Annotated in this window: 16 protein-coding genes; all 16 read left to right on the top strand. The window is 70.7% G+C overall.

Annotated features, from left to right (window positions below):
* Complete coding sequence (locus tag AC067U_RS34915) at positions 1 to 1614, top strand: GMC family oxidoreductase (RefSeq protein WP_478833869.1); 1614 nt, start codon at positions 1 to 3, stop codon at positions 1612 to 1614.
* On the top strand, positions 1607 to 2221 hold the full coding sequence (locus AC067U_RS34910; protein WP_478833868.1) for a DJ-1/PfpI family protein: 615 nt from the start codon (positions 1607 to 1609) through the stop codon (positions 2219 to 2221). The genes AC067U_RS34915 and AC067U_RS34910 overlap by 8 nt, the downstream gene beginning before the upstream one ends.
* A complete protein-coding gene (locus AC067U_RS34905; protein ID WP_478833867.1) occupies positions 2221 to 2643 on the top strand; it encodes a VOC family protein in 423 nt (140 codons plus the stop codon). The genes AC067U_RS34910 and AC067U_RS34905 overlap by 1 nt, the downstream gene beginning before the upstream one ends.
* A 4-nt stretch (positions 2644 to 2647) precedes the next feature.
* Positions 2648 to 4468 carry an AGE family epimerase/isomerase gene (locus AC067U_RS34900; protein ID WP_478833866.1) on the top strand — a complete coding sequence of 607 codons (1821 nt, stop codon included), beginning with the start codon at positions 2648 to 2650 and terminating at the stop codon, positions 4466 to 4468.
* 34 nt (positions 4469 to 4502) lie between these two features.
* On the top strand, positions 4503 to 4874 hold the full coding sequence (locus tag AC067U_RS34895) for an STAS domain-containing protein (protein WP_478833865.1): 372 nt from the start codon (positions 4503 to 4505) through the stop codon (positions 4872 to 4874).
* Positions 4871 to 7003, top strand: a complete 2133-nt coding sequence (gene glgX, locus AC067U_RS34890; RefSeq protein ID WP_478833864.1) for a glycogen debranching protein GlgX — start codon at positions 4871 to 4873, stop codon at positions 7001 to 7003. Before AC067U_RS34895 ends, glgX begins: the two co-directional genes overlap by 4 nt.
* Before the next feature lies 1 nt (position 7004).
* Positions 7005 to 7316, top strand: a complete 312-nt coding sequence (locus AC067U_RS34885) for an STAS domain-containing protein (protein WP_478833863.1) — start codon at positions 7005 to 7007, stop codon at positions 7314 to 7316.
* Positions 7309 to 7794, top strand: coding sequence for an ATP-binding protein (locus AC067U_RS34880; RefSeq protein WP_478833862.1), 486 nt, complete (start codon positions 7309 to 7311; stop codon positions 7792 to 7794). Before AC067U_RS34885 ends, AC067U_RS34880 begins: the two co-directional genes overlap by 8 nt.
* Complete coding sequence (locus AC067U_RS34875) at positions 7776 to 9047, top strand: PP2C family protein-serine/threonine phosphatase (RefSeq protein ID WP_478833861.1); 1272 nt, start codon at positions 7776 to 7778, stop codon at positions 9045 to 9047. Before AC067U_RS34880 ends, AC067U_RS34875 begins: the two co-directional genes overlap by 19 nt.
* Positions 9047 to 9805 carry a MinD/ParA family ATP-binding protein gene (locus AC067U_RS34870; protein ID WP_478833860.1) on the top strand — a complete coding sequence of 253 codons (759 nt, stop codon included), beginning with the start codon at positions 9047 to 9049 and terminating at the stop codon, positions 9803 to 9805. The genes AC067U_RS34875 and AC067U_RS34870 overlap by 1 nt, the downstream gene beginning before the upstream one ends.
* A gap of 73 nt (positions 9806 to 9878) precedes the next feature.
* Positions 9879 to 10619, top strand: coding sequence for a type 1 glutamine amidotransferase domain-containing protein (locus tag AC067U_RS34865; protein WP_478833859.1), 741 nt, complete (start codon positions 9879 to 9881; stop codon positions 10617 to 10619).
* Positions 10620 to 10651: 32 nt separating this feature from the next.
* Positions 10652 to 12145, top strand: a complete 1494-nt coding sequence (locus AC067U_RS34860; RefSeq protein ID WP_478833858.1) for an aldehyde dehydrogenase family protein — start codon at positions 10652 to 10654, stop codon at positions 12143 to 12145.
* Positions 12146 to 12209: 64 nt separating this feature from the next.
* Entirely contained in the window at positions 12210 to 12824 is a 615-nt protein-coding gene (locus tag AC067U_RS34855) for an NADPH-dependent F420 reductase (RefSeq protein ID WP_478833857.1), read from the top strand.
* Entirely contained in the window at positions 12809 to 13306 is a 498-nt protein-coding gene (locus tag AC067U_RS34850; protein WP_478833856.1) for a (2Fe-2S)-binding protein, read from the top strand. The genes AC067U_RS34855 and AC067U_RS34850 overlap by 16 nt, the downstream gene beginning before the upstream one ends.
* 3 nt (positions 13307 to 13309) lie before the next feature.
* Complete coding sequence (locus AC067U_RS34845; protein WP_478833855.1) at positions 13310 to 15754, top strand: xanthine dehydrogenase family protein molybdopterin-binding subunit; 2445 nt, start codon at positions 13310 to 13312, stop codon at positions 15752 to 15754.
* Positions 15751 to 16575, top strand: coding sequence for an FAD binding domain-containing protein (locus AC067U_RS34840; RefSeq protein WP_478833854.1), 825 nt, complete (start codon positions 15751 to 15753; stop codon positions 16573 to 16575). The genes AC067U_RS34845 and AC067U_RS34840 overlap by 4 nt, the downstream gene beginning before the upstream one ends.
* Positions 16576 to 16644: the final 69 nt, after the last annotated feature.

The following is a 16644-nucleotide window of genomic DNA, read 5'->3' as shown; positions in this document are numbered from 1 at the left end:
ATGGACACCCGTGGAAGCACCGAGTACGACTACGTGATCGTGGGCTCCGGCACCGCCGGCAGCGTCCTGGCCAACCGCCTCTCCGAGGACCCCGGCGTCTCCGTGCTGGTCCTGGAGGCGGGCGGCTCCCGCATCCCGCCCGAGGTCGACGACCCCTCGTCCTGGTACAAGCTGCTGGGCGGGCCCGTCGACTGGGGCTACACCAGCGTCCCGCAGCCCGGCCTGGACGGCCGCCGTACGTACGAACCCCGCGGCAAGGCGCCCGGTGGCAGCAGCAACCTCTACATCATGATGCACATCCGGGGCCACGCCTCGGACTTCGACAACTGGGCCTACCAGGGCGCGGCCGGCTGGGCGTACGAGGACGTGCTCCCCTACTTCGCGCTGCTGGAGTCCCAGGAGGACGTCACCGCCGCCACCACCGGCACCGGCGGCCCGCAGCGGATCACCAACGCCGGCCGGCACAGCCCCAACCCGGTCTCCCGTGCCTTCATCGACGCCGCCGTGGAACTCGGCCACCAGGAGATCGCCGACTTCAACACCGACGGCCCGCGCCGCGGCCTGTTCGGCACCGGCTGGCACCACATCGACGTGGCCGACGGCCGCCGTCAGGGCGCCCTGGCCGCCTACCTGGAACCGGCCCTGACCCGGCCCAACCTCACCCTGCGCACCGGCGCGCAGACCACCCGGCTGCTGTTCGACGGGACCACCTGCACCGGTGCCGAGTACGTGCAGACCACCCCGCCCGCCGACTTCCCGGGCCGGACCGTGCGGGACGCCGCCGGCACCACCGGCGAGCCCGGAACGCACACCGTGCGGGCCCGCCGCGAGGTGATCGTCGCGGCCGGCGCCATCGAGTCCCCGAAGCTGCTGCTGCTCTCCGGCATCGGCGCCCCGGACCGGCTCGCCGAGCACGGCATCGCGGTCACCGCCGCCGTCCCCGGTGTCGGCGAGAACTTCCACAACCACGTGCTGACCGGCCTGATGGCCGAGGTCACCCAGGAACTGCCGGCGCCGACCCAGAACCTCTCCGAGAGCGCTCTCTTCCTGTCCTCGCAGCCCGGTCTGCCCGCGCCCGACCTGCAGATCGCCTTCGTCCACGTGCCCTTCGACGTGATCGTCGGCCAGGACCACCCCAACACGGTGTCCATCCTGCCGGGCGTCGTCCGGCCCGTCTCCCGCGGCTGGATCCGGCTCGCGAGCGCCGACCCGCTGGCCCACCCGCTGATCCACCCGAACTACCTGGGCGACCGCTGGGACCTGGAGCGGATGGTGCAGGGCGTCAAACTGGCCCGCGAGATCTTCGGGACCTCCGCCTTCTCACCCTGGTACAAGCAGGAGCTCCAGCCCGGCCCGGGCACCGTCACCGACGACGAGCTGCGCGCCTTCGTGAAGCAGAAGTCGGAGAGCTACCACCACCAGTCCGGCTCCTGCCGCATGGGCATCGACGACCTCTCCGTCGTCGACCCCCAGCTGCGGGTGCACGGCGTCCGCGGGCTCCGGGTGGTCGACGCGAGCGTGATGCCCGCGGTGCCCTCCGGCAACTGCCACGCCGCCATCGCCATGATCGCCGAGCGTGCGGCGGACTTCATGAAGGGGGTCTCCCGTGTCTGACGGTGCGGTACTGCGCGAGGGTCCGCTCACCGGAACCCGGATCGCGGTCCTGGTCGAGAGCGACTTCTACGAGCCGGAGATCTTCTACTACCAGCGCCGGTTCGCCGAGGAGGGCGCCGAGGTCGACTTCCTGACCCGGCTGTGGGGCAACGACTCCATCACCTTCTCCGGGCACGAGTACCGGGCCCCGTTCACCGCGGACCAGTCCCTGGAGGGGCTGACCGACGAGGACCTGCGCCGGTACTCCGCCCTCATCGTGCCCTCCGGCATGGTGGCCGACCGGCTGCGCTACACCGAGGACGTCGACGTGCTCGCGCCGGCCACCGAGCTGCTGCGCCGGGCCTTCGAGGAGCCCACGGTCCTCAAGGGGATCATCTGCCACGGCATGTGGCTGGCCTCCTCCATCCCCGGCAAGATCCGCGGCCGCAAGGTGGTCTGCCACAACAACCTCATCGGCGACGTCCGCAACATGGGCGGGGAGTACGTCGACGAGGACGTGGTGGTCGACGGAGACCTGGTGACCGGCCGCACCGGCGCCCACCACCACCTGTTCGCCCGCCGGATCATCGACCTGATCGCCGCCGGGCGGGGCCGGGGGGCCGGCTGATGCGCTGGTCCCACGTGGGCCTGAACTGCGCCGACCAGAAGACCACCGAGGAGTTCTACACCCGGTACTTCGGCTTCGCCCGGGCCCGGGTGGTGGACCTCGGCGACACGCAGATCGTCTTCCTGCGCAAGGGGGACGCGTACCTGGAGCTCTTCCCGGCCGGCGCCGAGCCGGCCCGGCAGGCGGAGAACGACGGACCCCCGGCCCCCGGCCGGATCCGGCACCTCGCCTTCCAGACCGACAGCGTCGACGCCTTCCTCGCCGCCATCGGGGAAGCGGCCGACGTGACCCTCGGCCCTCTCGACTTCGACGACTTCATCTGCGGCTGGCGGACCGTCTGGCTGCGCGACCCCGACGGGGTGATCGTCGAGGTCAGCCAGGGCTACCAGGACGATGCCGACACGACAAAGGACGGTGTGTAAACCCATGGCAGACGCCGTGAGCTTCTCCTTCTCGGACACCATCGCCGGATACATCGACCACTTCGACTCGGAGAGCCGGCAGCTCAGGCTGCACACCGCCGACGACCGCACCTTCCGGGTGTCCCTGGCCTCCGGCCCCAGCGCCGAACTGGTCCGCAACCTGGACGAGCCGTACATCGACGCTTCCGGGCACCTGGACGAGATGCTCTCGCCCGGCCGGTTCCTCTTCGTCTACGGCGTCCACTACCCGGAGCAGGGCGGCCGCTTCGAGGCCAAGCGGCTGGTCTTCCTGGGCCGCGGAGCCGAGGACCACCGGTTCGAGGAGTCCGGCTGGTGGATCAAGCAGATCGAGTCCCTCGCCTCCTTCTACCGCAAGGCGCAGTTCGGTGACGGGCCGGTCGACTTCACCGAGTACCGCACCGAGATCCGGCTCGGCGGCGACAAGACCGCCAGCCACGTCCAGGAGACCGACACGATCTCCCGCCTGGTCTACGGCATGGCCTCGGCCTACCTGCTGACCGGCAAGGACGAGTACCTGGAGGTCGCCGAGCGCGGCACCGAGTACCTGCGCAAGCACATGCGGGTCGTGGACAGCGAGGAAGACGTCGTCTACTGGTACCACGGCATCAGCGTGGACGGGGACACCGAGAAGAAGCTGTTCACCTCGGAGTTCTCCGACGACTACGACGCCATCCCGATGTACGAGCAGATCTACGCGCTGGCCGGCCCGATCCAGACCTACCGGGTCACCGGCGACAGCCGGATCAAGAACGACGCCGACGCCACCATCCGGCTGTTCGACAAGTTCTTCAAGGACGAGGAACTCGGCGGCTACTACTCGCACATCGACCCGATCCTGTTCAGCGCCGACCACGAGTCGCTCGGCGAGAACGCCGAACGCAAGAACTGGAACTCGGTCGGCGACCACGCGCCCGCCTACCTGATCAACCTGTACCTGGCGACCGGGGAGCAGCGCTACGCCGACTTCCTCGAGTACACCTTCGACACCATCGCCGACAAGTTCCCGGACTACAAGAACAGCCCCTTCGTACAGGAACGCTTCTTCCGCGACTGGTCCCACGACACCGCGCACAGCTGGCAGCAGAACCGCGCGGTGGTCGGCCACAACCTGAAGATCGCCTGGAACCTGATGCGGATGAACTCGCTGAAGGACAAGCCGGCCTACACCGACCTCGCGAAGAAGATCGGCGAGATCATGCCCGCCGTCGGCAGCGACCTGCAGCGCGGCGGCTGGTACGACGTGGTCGAGCGGCTCAAGAGCGGCGACGAGGAGTCGTACCGCTTCGCCTGGCACGACCGCAAGGCGTGGTGGCAGCAGGAGCAGGCGATCCTCGCCTACCTCATCCTGCACGGCACCCTCGGCGGCGCGGACTTCAAGAAGGAGGCCCGTCAGGCCCAGTCCTTCTACAACACCTTCTTCCTCGACCACGACGAGGGAGCCGTCTACTTCAACGTGCTCGCCAGCGGCACGCCGTACCTGCTCGGCACCGAGCGGCTCAAGGGCAGCCACTCGATGTCCATGTACCACTCGGCGGAGCTGTGCTACCTCGCCGCCGTCTACAACAACCTGCTCATCAACGGCCGGGAGATGGACTTCCACTTCAAGCCCGACCCGACCGACCTGCCCGGGCGCGTGCTGCGCGTCTCGCCGGACCTGCTGCCCGCGGGCTCGGTGACCATCGCCTCCGTCGAGATCGACGAGAAGCCGTGGACGGACTTCGACGCCACCGCCCTCACCGTCCACCTGCCCGACGTCCAGAGCAGGGTCCGGGTCAAGGTCCGTCTCCGGCCGGAGACCAAGTAGGGGCTAACGGGGGCCCCGCAGAAAGGGGAAGGCAATGTCTCTCAACGTCAAGGAACGCCGGAACAAGACGGGCACCGTCGTCGTCGCCACCGGCGAGATCAACAGTGAGACCTCCGGCTCGCTGCTGGAGACCCTGCTGCCGCTGGTCCGCGAGGGCCGGCCGCTGAAGATCGACCTCACGGCCGTCACCTACGTCTCCAGCGCCGGCCTGCGCACCCTCCTCGTGGTCTACCGCGAGGCCCAGCACGCCGGGGTCGCCGTCACCCTGTACGGGGTGAGCGAGGAAGTCCGGTTCGTCATGTCGGCCACCGGCTTCCTGGACTTCTTCGAGACCGGTGAGGCCGCCGCGGCCGAGGCCAAGCAGAAGGCCAGGGCCGCGGCCGGAGCCGGCAAGGCCGGCCGATGACCGAGACGCGCACCGAACAGGTCCTGCGCGTGGACGCGTACCCGACCCACGAAGTGGGCGGGTACCGCGTCCGCGCGGGCAAGCCGTTCCCCTTCGGGGCCAATGTGGTCCCCGGCGGGGTCAGTTTCTCCGTCTTCTCCGACCAGGCCACCTCCATGACCCTGGTCATCTTCAAGCGCGGAGAGCCCGAGCCGATGGCCGAGCTGGAGTTCCCCGAGGAATTCCGCATGGGCAGCGTCTTCGCCATGACGGTCTTCGGCCTCGACCACGAGAACATCGAGTACGGCTACCGGGCCGACGGCCCCTTCGACCCGGTGTCCGGCCACCGCTTCGACGCCCGCCAGGTCCTCTCCGACCCCTACGCCCGGCTGATCTCCGGCCGCGACGTGTGGGGCGTACCGCCGGACTACAGCCGCGGCTACCAGTACCGGTCCCGGGTCTGCCTGCAGGACTTCGACTGGGGCGACGACAGCCCGCTGCGGATCCCCGCGGAGGACCTGGTCGTCTACGAGGCCCACGTCCGCGGCTTCACCCGGCACCCCAACTCGGGCGTCACCGCCCCCGGCACCTTCGCCGGCCTGCGGGAGAAGATCCCGTACCTGAAGGAACTCGGGGTGAACTGCATCGAGCTGCTGCCCGTGTTCGAGTTCGACGAGAGCGACAACCCGCGCAGCAACCCCGAGACCGGCGAGAAGCTCTACGACTACTGGGGCTACAACACCGTCTCGTTCTTCGCCCCGAAGGCCGGCTACGCGGCCACCGGACGCTACGGCATGCAGGGCGACGAGTTCCGCACGCTGATCAAGGACCTGCACGCGGCCGGCATCGAGGTCATCCTCGACGTGGTCTTCAACCACACCGCCGAGGGCAACGAGCAGGGCCCCACCATCAGCTTCAAGGGCCTCGACAACTCCACGTACTACATGCTCACGCCCGAGGGCTACTACTTCAACTTCAGCGGCACCGGCAACACCGTCAACTGCAACCACCCCGTGGTCCGCAACTACGTGCTGGACTGCCTGCGCCACTGGGTCGCCGACTACCACATCGACGGCTTCCGCTTCGACCTCGCGGCCATCCTCGGCCGGGCCCTGGACGGCACCCCGCTGCCCAACCCGCCGCTGCTGGAACTGCTCGCCTTCGACCCCGTCCTGCGGCACACCAAGCTCATCGCCGAGGCCTGGGACGCGGCCGGGCTCTACGAGGTCGGCAACTTCCCGGCGTACGGCCGCTGGGCCGAATGGAACGGCAAGTACCGCGACACCGTACGCCGCTTCGTCAAGGGCGACACCGGGGTCGTCGGGGAGCTCGCCACCCGCATCGCCGGCTCGCCCGACCTCTACGCCGGCCGCGGACCCGCCGCCTCGGTCAACTTCCTGACCGCGCACGACGGGTTCACCCTCGCCGACCTGGTCTCGTACAACGACAAGCACAACGAGGCCAACGGCGAGAACAACAACGACGGCGCCAACGACAACAACAGCTGGAACCACGGCGCCGAGGGTCCCACCGAGGACCCGGAGATCAACGCGGTACGGCTCCGGCAGATGAAGAACGCCCTCGCCATCCTGCTCGTCAGCCAGGGCATCCCGATGATCCTCTCCGGTGACGAGGTCGGCCGCACCCAGCAGGGCAACAACAACACTTACTGCCAGGACAACGAACTCTCCTGGTTCGACTGGGACCAGGTCGAGCAGAACGCCGAACTGCTGGAGTTCACCCGGCAGATGATCGCCTTCCGCAAGCATCACCGGGAGCTCCGCTCCACCGAGCACCCCACCGGCGCCATCCGGGCCGGCCTGGGCCTGCCCGACATCAGCTGGCACGGCACCCGGGCCTGGCAGCCCGACTGGTCCGAGGACAGCCGGCTGCTGGCGGTGGCCCGCTGCGGAGCGGGGGACGACGACGTGGTGTACGTCGCCATGAACTCCCACTGGGAGGCGCACGACCTGGAGCTGCCCGCCCTGCCCGGGGGCCGTACCTGGCACCTGTTCGCCGACACCGGGGCGAAGGCCCCGGACGACATCCGCACCCCGGGCACGGAGACCGAGCTCGACAACGCCGGCACGTACCTCATCGGCCCGCGCTCAGTGGTGATCCTCGTGGGCCGCACCAACGAAGGAGACTGACATGCCGCTTTCCGTGTCCCTGAGCATCGAGGGCGACACCACCGTCATCGAGCTGACGGGCGAGCTGGACGCGAGCACCGCCCCGGAGTTCCACCAGACCATCGAGAAGGCCGCCGGGCACGGCACCACCACCGTCGAGATCCGGATGGCCGGGGTCGGCTACCTGGCCAGCGCCGGACTGCGCTCGCTGGTCTTCGCCCAGCAGAAGGTCGCCGGCAACGTCACCATCAAGGTGGTCGGCGCGATCGAGCCGGTCGCCCGCACCATCCGCACGGCGGGGCTGGACCGCAGCATCGTCCTCTCCGATGAATGAGAACCACCCACCGCGCAAGGGGTCCCCGCTGACCCAGCCGGCCGCCGGTGAACTGCAGGTACCGGCCAGCTTCGGCTCGCTCTCCGCCATCGCCTCCTTCGTGCAGGCGGTGGCGGGACGGGCCGGGCTGGACCGGCGGGCCGCCTACCGGCTGCGGCTGGCCGTGGACGAACTCGCCACCAACATCGTCATGCACGGGTACCGGGGCGGCGACGGACGGATCACCGTCCGGGGCCGCTCCGGCCCCGGGCGGGCGAGGATCACCGTCGAGGACAGCGCCCCGGAGTTCGACCCGGTGGCCGGCTGCCTCCCGCCGGCCACCGGACTGCCCCTGGAGCAGCGCCGGATCGGCGGCCTCGGCATCCACCTCGCCCTCACCAGCGTCGACGAGTTCAGCTACGTCCGGCACGACGGCCGGAACATCAGCACACTCACCGTGAAGGCCGAGGGGACGGACCCATGCCCTCCACGACCGTGATCATCCTCGCCGACCACCCGCCGCCCCCCGAGAGCCTGCTCGCCGCGCTCCGCACCATGGACGCGGCGCTGGTCGAACGGACCCTTTCGGAGCTGCTCTCCGGCCCGCGGGAGGGGCTGCCCGAGGCCGACGTGCTCCTGGCCCCCGCCCGGGCGCCGGGGGAGTCCGTGCGGACGGCCGTGCGCCGGCTGCGCCGCCGGTACGTGGCCCCCATCGTGGTGGTCTGGACGGTGGACGACTTCGCAGCACTGGAGGAACACGTCCGGCTGGGCCACGACTACCTCGTGCCGCCCTTCCTGCCGGCCCTCGTCGGGGCCCGCCTGCACAGCTGCACCGAGCGCGCCGAGCTCGGCCGCACGCTGCACGAGGCCGACGCCCGCGCCGAACTGATGAGCTACGAGAAGGAGCTGGAGATCGGCCGGGAGATCCAGGCCGGCTTCCTCCCGGAGGCACTGCCGGTCCCCGAGGGCTGGGAGATCGACGTCCGCTTCCGCCCGGCCCGGCAGGTCGCCGGGGACTTCTACGACGTCTTCGAGCTGGTGCACCGCCGCCGGCTCGCCCTGGTCGTCGCCGACGTCTGCGACAAGGGGGTCGGCGCGGCGCTCTTCATGGCGCTCATCCGCTCCCTGCTCCGGCACACCGCCGAACACAGCGGGTTGCAGCACCTGGTGGCGGCCGGCCGCTCCGGCGGCCGGATCCCCGTCGTCGGGGCCACCCCGCTGCTCAACGCGGTCACCGCCACCAACGGCTACCTGACCCGCAACCACCTGCGCCAGGGGTACTTCGCGACGCTGTTCTTCGGCGTCCTCGACCCGCTCACCGGCAGCCTGGTCTACATCAACGGCGGTCACAATCCGCCGCTGCTGCTCGGCGCCGACGGCGGCACACCCGTCGCCCTGGACGTCACCGGGCCCGCGGTCGGCGTCCTGCCCGACTGCGTCTACACCCTCGGCTACGCCCAGCTCGACCCCGGCGACACCCTCTTCGTGTTCACCGACGGGGTCCCCGAGGCCCGCTGTCCGGACGGGCGGTTCCTCGGCGACGAGAAGATGCTCGACCTGCTCCGCGCCGGGCGCGAGGGCCGGCCGCTCACCGGGAAGGACGTGCTGGACCGGATGGACTCGGCGGTGCGCGAGCACACCGGGACCGCCGAGCAGCACGACGACGTCACCATGCTGGCCCTGCACCGGCCACGTGCGGCGCGGGGGCCGCACGGCGGCGGAGCAGGGTACCGGGAGCGGGAGGTGGCCTGATGACCCGGACCATCGTGGTGCACTCCCACCGCGGCGGAACGGGGAAGTCCACGGTCCTGGCCAACCTGGCGCTGCTGCTGGCCGCCGCCGGGCACCGGGTCGGCGTGGTCGACACCGACATCCAGTCGCCCACCCTGGACCTGCTGTTCCGGCTCCCGCCGGGCGGCGGTTCGCTCACCGACTACCTGCTCGGCCGGTGCGAGATCGAAGCCGCCGCCGTGCCGGTGGCCCGGTCCGGACTGTTCGTCGTACCCGCCCGGAACGGCACCACCGCCCTTCGGGAGATCATGGCCACCGGGTACGACGTCGGGCTGCTGCCCGAGGGCTTCGACCGGTTCGCCGATACGTACGGGCTGGACGTGCTGCTGCTCGACACGCACGCCGGCCTGAACAACGAGTCGGTGACCGCCATGGCCAGCGCCGACGTCTTGGTGCTCCTGGCCAGGGCGGACCGCATCGACCTGTCCGGGGTGGAGGAGACCCTCGCCCTGGCCGGCCGGCTGGCCTGTCGCCGGGCCCTGGTGATGAGCATGGCGCCGGACGGCATGGACCGGGAACTGGCCGCCCGGCGCGTGGAGGAGGTCTACGGCGCACCCCTTGCCGGAATCCTGCCCTATGTGCCGGAAATGGCCGCGCTGTACGGAGAACGCATATTCGCCGACGCCCATCCCGACCACCCCCTGGTCGGTGAATTCCGCACCATCATCTCGGCGCTCGGCATCGCACTGGACGCACGTGACGAAGTATCGCGTGCCTGACGTCACCCCCTTACGCCCTTTGACACGGGGCGTGTTGAATCGGCAGCGAATCCAGAACAAGGAGATCAAGGTCATGAAGATTCTCGTCGTCATGACGGCCAAGGCCACGCTCCATCTGCTGGACGGGGAGCTGCATCCCTCGGGTTTCTGGGCCGAGGAATTCGTCGTCCCCTATGAGATCTTCCGCGCCGCCGGGCACTCCGTCGACGTGGCGACGATCGGCGGCCAGGCCCCCACGGTCGACCGGACCAGCATCGACCCGGACTTCCTGAAGTGGGTCCGCCCGCAGGGCTCCGAGGACAACGACGCCGCGAACGCGGCCCAGTACGTCCGCGCCATCGAGTCCACCCCGCAGCTGAAGAAGCCCCTCGCCCTGGAGTCCCTCGGCGAGAAGGACGTCGCCGGCTACGACGGCATCTACATCAGCGGCGGCCACGGTGCCATCGGCGACCTGCCCAAGTCCGACGAGCTCGCCCAGCTGCTGCGCTGGGCCATCGCCCAGGACAAGCCGCTCGCCACGGTCTGCCACGGCCACACCTCCCTGCTCGCGCTCCGCGACGGCGAGGGCCGCTGGCCCTTCGAGGGCTACCGGATGACCGCGTTCTCGCACAGCGAGGAGCTCGTCACCAACATGGCCGGCCGGCTCCCGTTCATCCTTGAGGTGGAGCTCACCCGGCTCGGCGCACGGTACGAGAAGGCCGACGCCATCTGGGACTCGCACGTGGTGGTCGACCGCAAGCTGACCACGGGCCAGAACCCGTACTCCTCCAAGGCCCTCGCCGAGACCTTCTTACGCCAGCTCACGCAGGGCTAGCAGCCCCGCACCCCCGACACCGGAAGGCAGCCATGACCAAGCGTGCTCTCAGCGACCAGCCCCTGGCCAACCCCGGCAAGCTGTTCATCGGCGGCACATGGGTCGAAGCCAGAGGCGGCGGCACCGAGCCCGACATCAGCCCCGTCGACGGGCAGGAGATCGTGCCCGTGGCCCAGGCCGGCGCCGCCGACGCCGACGCCGCCGTGGCGGCGGCCAGGGAAGCGTACGAGTCGGGCCCATGGAGCAGGCTGTCCGCGCAGGAGCGCGCGCTGCGGCTGAACCGGGTCGGGGAGCTCATCGAGCGGGACCTGGAGGAGATCGCCCTGCTGGAGACCGTGGACATGGGCAAGCCGTTCGCGTTCTCCAGCACGGTCGACGCCCCGATGGCCGCCCAGCTCATGCACTACTACGCCGGCGCCGTGACCCGGGTGGACGGCTCCTCCCGGGCGCCGGCCGGCGGCCAGCTCGCGTACACCCTGCGGGAACCGCTCGGCGTGGTCTGCGCGATCACCCCGTTCAACTTCCCGCTGCTGCTGTCCATGACCAAGATCGCCCCGGCCCTGGCCGCGGGCAACACGGTGGTGCACAAGCCCTCCCCGGCCACCCCGCTGACCGCCCTGAAGATCGCCGAGCTGTTCCAGGAGGCGGAGATCCCCGACGGGGTGCTGAACGTGCTCACCGGTCCGGGCGTGGAACTGGGGGAGACCCTCACCGACCACCCGGGCATCGACAAGATCGCCTTCACCGGTTCCACCGCCGTCGGCCAGTCCATCATCCGCAAGGCCGCCGGCACCCTGAAGAAGGTCACGATGGAACTCGGCGGCAAGTCCGCCAACATCGTTTTCGCCGACGCCGACCTGGACGCCGCCGAGGAACTCGCCTTCTTCGGCATCTACTACAACAAGGGCGAGATCTGCACCGCCGGCTCCCGCCTGCTGCTGCAGCGCCCGATCCACGACGAACTGGTCGAACGGCTGGTCCGGCGGGCCGCCGCGCTCAAGCCCGGCGACCCGCGCGACCCGGCCACCCTGTTCGGCCCGCTGGCGCACCGCGGGCAGTTCGAGAAGGTCAGTTCGTACATCGAGATCGGCCAGAAGGAGGGTGCGAACCTCCGGGTCGGCGGCGAGGGCTGGACCCCCGAGGGCGCCTCGGCGGATCTGTCGGCGGGTCTGTACTTCCTGCCGACCATCTTCACCGGCGTGGACAACGGCATGCGGATCGCCCAGGAGGAGATCTTCGGCCCGGTCCTCTCGGTCATCCCCTTCGACACGGAGGAGGACGCCGTACGCATCGCCAACGACAGCGCCTACGGCCTGGCCGCCGGCGTGCACACCAAGGACCTGCGGCGGGCCCACCGGGTGGCGGCGCAGATCAAGGCGGGCACGGTCTGGGTCAACTGCTACAACCAGTACGACCCCGCGGTGCCCTACGGCGGCTACAAGGCCTCCGGGTTCGGCCGCGAGTGCGGTCCCGAGTCCCTGGAGAGCTACACCCAGACCAAGTCGGTCTGGATCGGCCTGGACTGAACCGCCCCGAACCTTCCCGAACCGTCCAGAACCGGCCTGAATCGGCCCCGACGGAGGAGAGAGCATGAGCACGGGCATCATCGGCACCGGGCGGATCGGGTCCGTCCTGGCCCGCATCCTGGTCGCCGCCGGCCACCGGGTGGTCCTCGCCAACGCGAGCGGCCCGCACACCCTCGGCCCGCTGGTGGCCGAACTGGGGTCCGCCGCGCGGGCCGTGACCCCCGCCGAGGCCGCAGACCGGGCCGACGTCCTGGTGCTGATGGTGCCCTTCGACAGCGTCCGGGGGCTGCTCCCGCCGGACGCGGTCGAAGGCAAGGTGCTCGTGGACGCGACGAACGCGTTCGGCGGCCGCGGCGAACCCCGCGATCTCGGCGGGCGCGGCTCCAGCGAATTCGTCGCCGACTGGTACCCCGGTGCACGGCTGGTGAAATCCCTCAACACCATGCATTTCGAAACACTGGCCCTCGCGGGACGGAAATCCGGCGAACGGCTCGCCCACTACACGGCGGGCGACGACACGGACGCGAAGAAAACCGTCGCGGGAATCATCACGGACCTCGGATTCGCCGCCGTCGACACCGGCCCGCTGCACTCCGGTGGAATTCTCCAGCAGCCCGGCGGGCCGCTTTTCAACCAGCCGCTCACGGAAGCGCAGGCAACCGCATGGACATCTCGCTGAACGTCAACGGACAGACCCGGGAATTCACTGCAGAGGCCAACGAGTTACTCGTCGAACGGCTTCGGGACGGGCTCGGGCTCACCGGCACCAAGGTCGGCTGCGACACCGGACAGTGCGGCTCCTGCGTGGTCCGCCTCGACGGCCGCTCGGTCAAGAGCTGTCTGCTCCTCACCGCCGCCGCGGCCGGATCCGAGGTGACCACCATCGAGGGCGTCACCGAGCGGGGCGGCGAACTCAACGGGCTGCAGGAAGCCCTGCGCCAGGAACACGGCACCCAGTGCGGGTTCTGCACCCCCGGCATGGTGATGGCCCTCGGCGAACTCGTCGACCGGACCGAGGGCCCGGAGGTCCAGGACCCCACAGAACCCGAGATCCGCGAATGGCTCACCGGCAACCTGTGCCGCTGCACCGGCTACCACAGCGTCGTACGCGGGGTGCAGCGCGCCTGCGCCGCGCGGACCGCCCCGAGACAGGAGGCATGAGCCATGACCGCATCGACGGGGGAGAGCGCCGGCGTGCTCGGCGCACCGCTGGACAGCCGTGAGGACCCGCAGCTGCTGCGCGGCGAGGCCACGTACGTCGCGGACGTCAACCTGCCCGGCACCGCCCACATGGCCATCCTCGGCAGCACCGTCGCCCACGCCCGGATCCTCTCCATCCAGACCAAGGCCGCCGAGCAGATGCCCGGGGTGCTGAAGGTGGCCACCGCCGCCGACTTCCCGGACGTCATGCCGCTGCCCTGCATCTGGATCCCCGGCGGAGTGGAGAGCCACTTCCCGCCGCACCCCTACGGGCTTCCCGGTGCCCGCCCGATCCTGACCGGCGACACCGTCCGGCACGTCGGTGACGCGATCGCCGTGGTCGTCGCCGAGACCCCGAAGCAGGCCGCCGCCGCGCTCGCCGCCATCTCCGTGGACTACGAGCCGCTGCCCGTGGTCACCCGCGCCGACCAGGCGCTCGCCGAGGGCGCCCCGCAGCTCCACGAGGCCGTGCCCGGCAACCTCAACGCCTACTGGACCTGCGGCGACAAGGAACGCACCGACGCCGCCATCGCGCAGGCCGAGGTCACGGTGGAGCTCGACCTGGTCAACCAGCGGACCATCAACAGTCCCATCGAGCCGCGGGGCGCGGTCGGCGACTACAACCCGGTCACCGGCGAGTACACCCTCTACGCCTCCACCCAGGGCCCGCACAACCACCGGTTCCTGCTGTCCGCCCTGGTCCTCGGCATCCCCTTCAACAAGCTCCGGGTGATCGCCCCCACCGTCGGCGGCAGCTTCGGCACCAAGGGCTACCTCTACCCCGACATGCCGCTGGTCCTGCTGCTGTCCAAGGCGCTGGGCCGCCCGGTGAAGTGGGTGGACACCCGCACCGGCCTGATGAACTCCACCGTGCAGGGCCGCGACCACCGCCAGCACGTCACCCTCGCCGGCACCCGCGACGGCCGGATGACCGCCGTACGCTGCACCAGCTACGCCAACCTCGGCGCGTACCCGTCCACCATCGGCCCCGGCGTCGCCACCGCCCTGATGGGCCGCTCCATCAGCGGCATGTACGACTTCGAGGCGGCCTTCTGCGAGGTGTACGCGGCGTTCACCAACACCGTGCCGCTCGGCGCCCAGCGCGGCAGCGGCCGGGCCGAGGCCGCCTTCCTGATGGAACGCCTGGTCGACCGCTACGCGTCCGAGATCGGCATGGACCCGGCGGAGGTCCGCCGCAAGAACCTGGTACCGGCCGACAGTTTCCCGTACGACAACGGGCTCGGCTGGACCTACGACTCGGGCAACTACACGGAGAACTTCGACAAGGCCCTGGCACTGGCCGGATACAAGGACATGGCCGCCCGCAAGGCGGAAGCCCGCACCCGCGGCAAGCGGCTCGGCGTCGGCCTGGCCACCTACGTGGCGATCTGCGGCGTCGGCCCGTCCACCCGGATGTCCCAGGAGGGCATGCTCGGCGGCACCTGGGAGAGCGCCAACATCCGGGTCCACCCGACCGGCGAGGTCACCGTCATGGTCGGCTCGGCCTCCACCGGCCAGAGCCACGGCACCGTCTTCGCGCAGGTCGCGGCCGCCGAACTGGGCATCGACCCGGCCACCGTCAACGTGTACCAGGGCGACACGCTCAAGGCCCCCTACGGCCAGGGCACCTACGGCAGCCGCTCCTACAGCATGGCGGCGCCGGCCGTCGCCCTCACCGCCCGGAAGATCAAGACCAAGCTGGTCAAGGCCGGCGCCGTGTTCCTCGGTGTCCCCGAGGACAAGGTGGTCTACGAAGGCGGCAAGGTCTACGAGGACGGCAACCCGGAGAACACCAAGACCTTCGCCGAACTCGCCATGTCCATGTGGTACGGCTGGGGGCTGCCGCCGGAGATCGAACCGGCCCTCGACGAGACCACCCACTTCGACCCGCCGGACTTCAACTACCCCTTCGGCAGCCACGTCGCGGTCGTCGAGATCGACGAACTCACCGGCGAGACCGAGGTGGTCGCCTACACCGCCGTCGACGACGCGGGGAACATCGGCAACCCGAAGATCGTCCACGGGCAGATCGAGGGCTCCATCCTGCACGGCCTGGGCCAGGCCCTGATGGAGGCCGCCGAATACGACGCGGACGGCCGGCTGCTCACCTCCGACCTCACCCGGTACGCCCTGCCCAGGGCCGCGGACGCGCCCTTCTTCACCCTGGAGAAGACGGTCACGCCCTCCCCGCACAACCCGCTCGGCGCCAAGGGCGCCGGCGAGATCGCCACCGTGCCGCCCGCGGCGGCCGTGGTCAACGCGGTCGTCGACGCCCTGTCCGACCTGGGCGTCACCCACATCGACATGCCGGTCACCCCGGAGAAGGTCTGGCGGGCCATGCACGGCGCGGCGGCCCCGACGGAAACGGGAACGGCCGCGACGGCCGAGACGGAAGGGGGACAGCGGTGATCCTCGCCGACTTCGACTACGTCCGGCCCGCGGGACTGGCCGAGGCCCTCGCCCTGCTGGCCGGCCGGCCCGGCGCCCGGATCCTGGCCGGGGGCCAGAGCCTGCTGCCCGAGCTGCGCACCGGCGAGGCCACCGCCCGCATGCTGGTCGACGTACGCCGGCTGGAAGAGCTGCGCGGTATCGCGCGGACCCCCGACGGGGCCCTGCGGATCGGCGCCGCCGCCACCCTGGCCGAACTCGCCGAGCATCCGCTGGCGCTGGCCGGGGCGCCCGAACTGGCCGCGGCCGCCCGTGCCAACGGCGACCCGCAGGTCCGCAACCTGGGCACGGTCGGCGGCAACCTGGCCGCCGCCGGGCGCCCGACCGACCTGCCGGTCGCCGCGATCGCCGCCGACGCCCGGGTGGAACTGGCCGGCCCCGGCGGCCGCAGCACCGTCACCGCGGAGGAGTTCGCCGTCTCCGGCCCGCCGCCGGCCACGGTGGTCACCGCCCTGCTGGTGCCCGCCCCCGGTCCGGCCGCCGCCTTCGAGAAGACCGCGGACCGCGCCACCCGCTACCCGCTGTGCGCGGTGGCGGTCCGGATCACCGCCGCGGGCCCGCGGATCGCCGTCACCGGCGCCACCGCGCGACCGCAGCGGCTGCCCGCCGTCGAGGAACGGCTCGGCACCACCGCGTACACCACCGAGGCCGTCCTCGCGGCCTTCCGCGCCGAACCCCGGGAGCTGTTCGTGCCCGGGCGCGGCACCTCGGCCGAATACCTCGGCCATCTGGCCGGAGTCCTGACCGCCCGCGCGCTCGCGCGGGCCCAGGCCCCGTCCTGACCGCCCGCACCGTCCACGGGTCCACGGGGGAGTGACAGCACGTGGCAGGCAACACCTCGAAACCGACAA

This window comes from Streptomyces sp. NPDC043853, assembly GCF_056436025.1.
Note: the sequence above shows the minus strand (reverse complement) of the source record. Positions and strands in the feature narration are given on the sequence as shown.

What these genes read in the sequence shown, in the direction of transcription:
- AC067U_RS34915 (WP_478833869.1), top strand. Translation starts at nt 1, where the DNA reads ATGGACACCCGTGGAAGCACCGAGTACGACTACGTGATCGTGGGCTCC.
- AC067U_RS34905 (WP_478833867.1), top strand. Translation starts at nt 2,221, where the DNA reads ATGCGCTGGTCCCACGTGGGCCTGAACTGCGCCGACCAGAAGACCACC.
- AC067U_RS34900 (WP_478833866.1), top strand. Translation starts at nt 2,648, where the DNA reads ATGGCAGACGCCGTGAGCTTCTCCTTCTCGGACACCATCGCCGGATAC.
- AC067U_RS34895 (WP_478833865.1), top strand. Translation starts at nt 4,503, where the DNA reads ATGTCTCTCAACGTCAAGGAACGCCGGAACAAGACGGGCACCGTCGTC.
- glgX (WP_478833864.1), top strand. Translation starts at nt 4,871, where the DNA reads ATGACCGAGACGCGCACCGAACAGGTCCTGCGCGTGGACGCGTACCCG.
- AC067U_RS34885 (WP_478833863.1), top strand. Translation starts at nt 7,005, where the DNA reads ATGCCGCTTTCCGTGTCCCTGAGCATCGAGGGCGACACCACCGTCATC.
- AC067U_RS34880 (WP_478833862.1), top strand. Translation starts at nt 7,309, where the DNA reads ATGAATGAGAACCACCCACCGCGCAAGGGGTCCCCGCTGACCCAGCCG.
- AC067U_RS34875 (WP_478833861.1), top strand. Translation starts at nt 7,776, where the DNA reads ATGCCCTCCACGACCGTGATCATCCTCGCCGACCACCCGCCGCCCCCC.
- AC067U_RS34870 (WP_478833860.1), top strand. Translation starts at nt 9,047, where the DNA reads ATGACCCGGACCATCGTGGTGCACTCCCACCGCGGCGGAACGGGGAAG.
- AC067U_RS34865 (WP_478833859.1), top strand. Translation starts at nt 9,879, where the DNA reads ATGAAGATTCTCGTCGTCATGACGGCCAAGGCCACGCTCCATCTGCTG.
- AC067U_RS34860 (WP_478833858.1), top strand. Translation starts at nt 10,652, where the DNA reads ATGACCAAGCGTGCTCTCAGCGACCAGCCCCTGGCCAACCCCGGCAAG.
- AC067U_RS34855 (WP_478833857.1), top strand. Translation starts at nt 12,210, where the DNA reads ATGAGCACGGGCATCATCGGCACCGGGCGGATCGGGTCCGTCCTGGCC.
- AC067U_RS34850 (WP_478833856.1), top strand. Translation starts at nt 12,809, where the DNA reads ATGGACATCTCGCTGAACGTCAACGGACAGACCCGGGAATTCACTGCA.
- AC067U_RS34845 (WP_478833855.1), top strand. Translation starts at nt 13,310, where the DNA reads ATGACCGCATCGACGGGGGAGAGCGCCGGCGTGCTCGGCGCACCGCTG.